This window comes from Ramlibacter sp. (assembly GCF_028292805.1).
GTDB lineage: Bacteria > Pseudomonadota > Gammaproteobacteria > Burkholderiales > Burkholderiaceae_C > Ramlibacter.
In genome coordinates, this window is record NZ_JAQGLS010000250.1 from 1 (window position 1) to 3,973 (window position 3,973).

General features: G+C 69.9%; 4 protein-coding genes and 1 pseudogene. All 5 read left to right on the plus strand.

All coding sequences use genetic code 11. The features are described 5' to 3' along the window. Positions 1 to 286, plus strand: a 286-nt coding sequence (locus JWP65_RS15660; RefSeq protein WP_299765354.1) for a DUF4115 domain-containing protein, incomplete at its 5' end; no start/stop codon positions are given. Further along, positions 286 to 1,551: a flavodoxin-dependent (E)-4-hydroxy-3-methylbut-2-enyl-diphosphate synthase gene (gene ispG / locus JWP65_RS15665; RefSeq protein WP_299765356.1), complete on the plus strand. Its 1,266-nt coding sequence runs from the start codon at positions 286 to 288 to the stop codon at positions 1,549 to 1,551. The genes JWP65_RS15660 and ispG, both read left to right, overlap by 1 nt. 79 nt (positions 1,552 to 1,630) lie before the next feature. Beyond that, positions 1,631 to 2,938: a histidine--tRNA ligase gene (hisS, locus tag JWP65_RS15670; protein ID WP_299765358.1), complete on the plus strand. Its 1,308-nt coding sequence runs from the start codon at positions 1,631 to 1,633 to the stop codon at positions 2,936 to 2,938. 49 nt (positions 2,939 to 2,987) lie between these two features. Continuing rightward, positions 2,988 to 3,674, plus strand: coding sequence for a tetratricopeptide repeat protein (locus JWP65_RS15675; protein WP_299765360.1), 687 nt, complete (start codon positions 2,988 to 2,990; stop codon positions 3,672 to 3,674). Then, positions 3,671 to 3,973: pseudogene (locus JWP65_RS15680) on the plus strand (outer membrane protein assembly factor BamB); the annotation flags it as partial. The gene JWP65_RS15675 and the pseudogene JWP65_RS15680, both read left to right, overlap by 4 nt.

The following is a 3,973-nucleotide window of genomic DNA, read 5'->3' on the forward strand; positions in this document are numbered from 1 at the left end:
GGTGGCCGCGCTTGCGGCCGCATCCGCCGCCACCCCGCCGCTCGCCAGCGCCGGCGTGGTGGTGTTCCGCACCAGCGGCAGCTCCTGGGTGCAGGTCACCGATGCCAAGGGCACCTCGGTGCTGCGCCGCCTGATGGAGGCCGGCGAGACGGTCGCCGCCGACGGCGCGCTGCCGCTGACCGTGACGGTCGGCAACATGCAGGCGACCGAGGTCCAGGTGCGCGGCCAACCCTACAACCTGGCACCGGTGTCGCGCGACAACGTGGCCCGCTTCGAAGTCAAGTGATGACCGTTTCCTGCCTCCCCATCGCACCGTCCGCCCCGCTGCCGCGCCGGTCGCGCCAGGCGCGCGTCGCCTGGGGCGCCAACGTGGTCACGGTCGGCGGCGACGCGCCGGTGCGGCTGCAGTCGATGACCAACACCGACACGGTGGACGCCATCGGCACCGCCATCCAGGTCAAGGAGCTGGCGCTGGCCGGCTCGGAGCTGGTGCGCATCACGGTCAACACGCCGGAGGCGGCGCAGCAGGTTCCGTACATCCGCGAGCAGCTCGATCGCATGGGCATCGCGGTGCCGCTGATCGGCGACTTCCACTACAACGGCCACCGGCTGCTGGCCGACCATCCGGCCTGCGCGCAGGCGCTGTCCAAGTACCGCATCAACCCCGGCAACGTCGGCAAGGGCGACAAGCACGATCGCCAGTTCGCCCAGATGATCGAAGCGGCGCTGCGCTGGGACAAGCCGGTGCGCATCGGCGTCAACTGGGGCAGCCTCGACCAGGAACTGCTGGCGCAGCTGATGGACGACAACGCGGCGCGCGCCACCCCGTGGGAAGCGCGCCAGGTGATGTACGAGGCGTTGATCAGGTCGGCCACCGAGTCGGCCCGGCGCGCCGTCGAACTGGGCATGCGGCCCGAGCAGGTGCTGCTGTCGTGCAAGGTCAGCGGCGTGCAGGACCTTGTCGCCGTCTACCGCGAACTGGCCAGACGCTGCGACTACCCGTTGCACCTGGGCCTGACCGAAGCCGGCATGGGCACCAAGGGCACCGTGGCGTCCGCGGTGGCGCTGGGCCTGCTGCTGCAGGAAGGCATAGGCGACACCATCCGCGTGTCGCTGACGCCGCAGCCGGGCGAGCCGCGCACCCAGGAGGTGGTGATCGCCGCCGAAATCCTGCAGTCGCTGGGCATGCGCAGCTTCGTGCCGAGCGTGACGGCCTGCCCGGGGTGCGGCCGCACCACCAGCACCACCTTCCAGGAGCTGGCCAAGCAGATCGACGACTACTTGCGCGCGCAAATGCCGGTGTGGCGCGACAAGTACCCGGGCGTGGAGAAGATGAAGGTGGCCGTGATGGGCTGCATCGTCAACGGCCCCGGTGAAAGCAAGCACGCCGACATCGGCATCAGCCTGCCCGGCACCGGCGAGGCGCCGGCCGCCCCGGTCTTCATCGACGGCCAGAAGGCGCTGACCTTGCGCGGCGAGAACATCGTCTCTGAATTCCACGCGCTGGTGGAAAGTTACGTAGAACAAAAATTCGGAGGGGCCAGGGCCTAGGGGCCATGGGCTTGGGGATACCCCGGCCCTGCGGCTCCCGCCTTTCCCTAGTCCCTGGCCTTCAGTCTCTGATCCCTTTATGAAAATCTCCGCCGTCAAAGGCATGAACGACATCCTGCCGCCGTCGGTGCCCCGCACCGAGAAGCTGCCCGATTCCGCCTTGTGGCAGTGGTTCGAGTCCGCCGTGCGCACGGTGCTGGGCCGCTACGGTTACCAGAACCTGCTCACGCCCATCGTGGAGCCCACCGCGCTGTTCGTGCGCGGACTGGGCGAGGTGACCGACATCGTCGAAAAGGAGATGTACTCCTTCGTCGACTCCATGAACGGCGACAAGCTCACGCTGCGCCCGGAGGCGACCGCCGGCATCGTGCGGGCGATGATCGAGCACAACGCGCTGTACAACGGCCCGTTGCGGGTCTGGACGCTCGGGCCGATGTTCCGCCATGAGCGGCCGCAAAAGGGCCGCTACCGGCAGTTCCACCAGCTCGACGTCGAGGCGCTGGGCTTCGCCGGACCGGACGTGGATGCCGAGATCATCCTGCTGGCGCGCGCGCTGTGGCGCGAGCTCGGCCTGGTCGAAGGCCGCGACGTGCGGCTGGAGATCAACAGCCTGGGCCAGCCCGACGAGCGCCGCGCCCACCGCGACGCCCTGGTGCGCCACCTGGAGCAGCACGCCGACGCGCTGGATGCCGACGCGCAGCGCCGGTTGCACAGCAACCCGCTGCGCATCCTGGACAGCAAGAATCCGCAGCTGCAGTCCATCATCGAGGCGGCCCCGAAGCTGATGGACTTCCTGGGCGAGGCATCGCTGGCCCACTTCGACGCGGTGCGCGCGGTGCTCGACGCCGTCGGCCTGGAGTACCGCGTCAACCCGCGCCTGGTGCGCGGCATGGACTACTACAACCTCAGCGTCTTCGAGTGGGTGACCGACCGCCTCGGCTCGCAAGGCACCGTCTGCGGCGGCGGCCGCTACGACGGGCTGATCGAGCAGCTGGGTGGCAAGCCGGCGCCCGCCGTCGGCTTCGGCCTGGGCATCGAACGGCTGCTGCTGCTGATCCAGGAGATCGGCCTGGCGGTGCCCAAGGCCGCCGCCGACGCCTACGCCGTGGTCCCGGCCGGCTCGCCACTGCCGCGGGTGGTGGTGGTTCTGGAGACCTTGCGGCAGGCCGGGGTCCGCGTCCTGCAGCACGCCGGCGGCGCCGACGGCCCCGGCAGCATGAAATCGCAGTTCAAGAAGGCCGACGGCAGTGGCGCGGCTTTCGCGCTGGTGTTCGGCGCCGACGAACTGGCGCAAGGACAAGTCACCGTCAAGGATCTGCGCACCGGCACCCAGACCCTGCAGCCGCTGGCCGGGGCGCAAGCCTGGGCCGGCAGCCTGAAGTCCTGACCGCATCATGAAGTTCCCTACAATCGCACGCTTCACCTGAGCAGGCTCCATGGCACGACATCTCGATCTCGAAGAACAGGAACAGCTTGACGACCTCAAGCATTTCTGGAAACAGTGGGGGAACCTGATCACCTGGTTCCTGATCGCCGTGTTCGGCTCGTTCGCGGCCTGGAACGGCTGGCACTACTGGCAGCGCACCCAGGCGGCGCAGGCCGCCGCGCTGTACGAGGAGGTCGAGCGGGCGGTCGCGGCCGGCGACTCGGCCCGCGTCGAGCAGGCCGCCAAGGACATCAAGGACAAGTACGGACGCACCGCCTACGCCCACCAGGCCGGCCTGCTGGCCGCCAAGGTGCTGGCCGACAAGGGCCAGGCCGACGGCGCCCGCGGCGCGCTGGAGTGGCTGGCGGACAAGGCCTCCGACCAGGGCTACCAGGCCATCGCCCGGCTGCGGCTGGCGGCGCTGCTGGTGGACGCCAAGGCCTACGACGACGCGCTCAAGCAGCTGGCGGTCGATTTCCCGGCCGAATTCGCGCCGCTGGCGGCGGACCGCCGCGGTGACGTCTACAACCTCCAAGGCAAGAACAACGAGGCGAAGGCCGAGTACACCAAGGCCTGGAAGGGCCTGGACGCCGAGTCCGACTACCGCTCCCTGGTGGAGGTCAAGCTGACCGCGCTGGGTGTGGACGTCCAGTCCCTGAAGCCGGCCGCCGCGCCCGCGGAAAGCGCCAAGTCGTGAGCGGCGCGCGCACCCTCCTGGCGCTGGTCGCCGCCGCTCTGCTGGCCGGCTGCTCCTACATCCCCCAGCTGTCGTCGCTGCCCTTCATCGGCAGCGCCGCGGACAAAGCCAAGCCGGCCGAACTGCAGCCCAACCCCGGCCTGCTGGGCGTGCGCCAGGCCTGGACCTCGCGCATCGGTCCGGTGACCTTTCCGCTGGGCGTCAACGTCAGCGGCAGCACCGTGACGCTGGCGTCCAGCGACGGCAACGTGGTCGCGCTGGACGGCGCCAGCGGCCGCGAGCTGTGGCGCGCCAGCGCC

Bases quoted from the DNA above. Each gene is read 5' to 3' on its own strand.
- ispG (WP_299765356.1), top strand. From the start codon at position 286: ATGACCGTTTCCTGCCTCCCCATCGCACCGTCCGCCCCGCTGCCGCGC.
- JWP65_RS15675 (WP_299765360.1), top strand. From the start codon at position 2,988: ATGGCACGACATCTCGATCTCGAAGAACAGGAACAGCTTGACGACCTC.
- hisS (WP_299765358.1), top strand. From the start codon at position 1,631: ATGAAAATCTCCGCCGTCAAAGGCATGAACGACATCCTGCCGCCGTCG.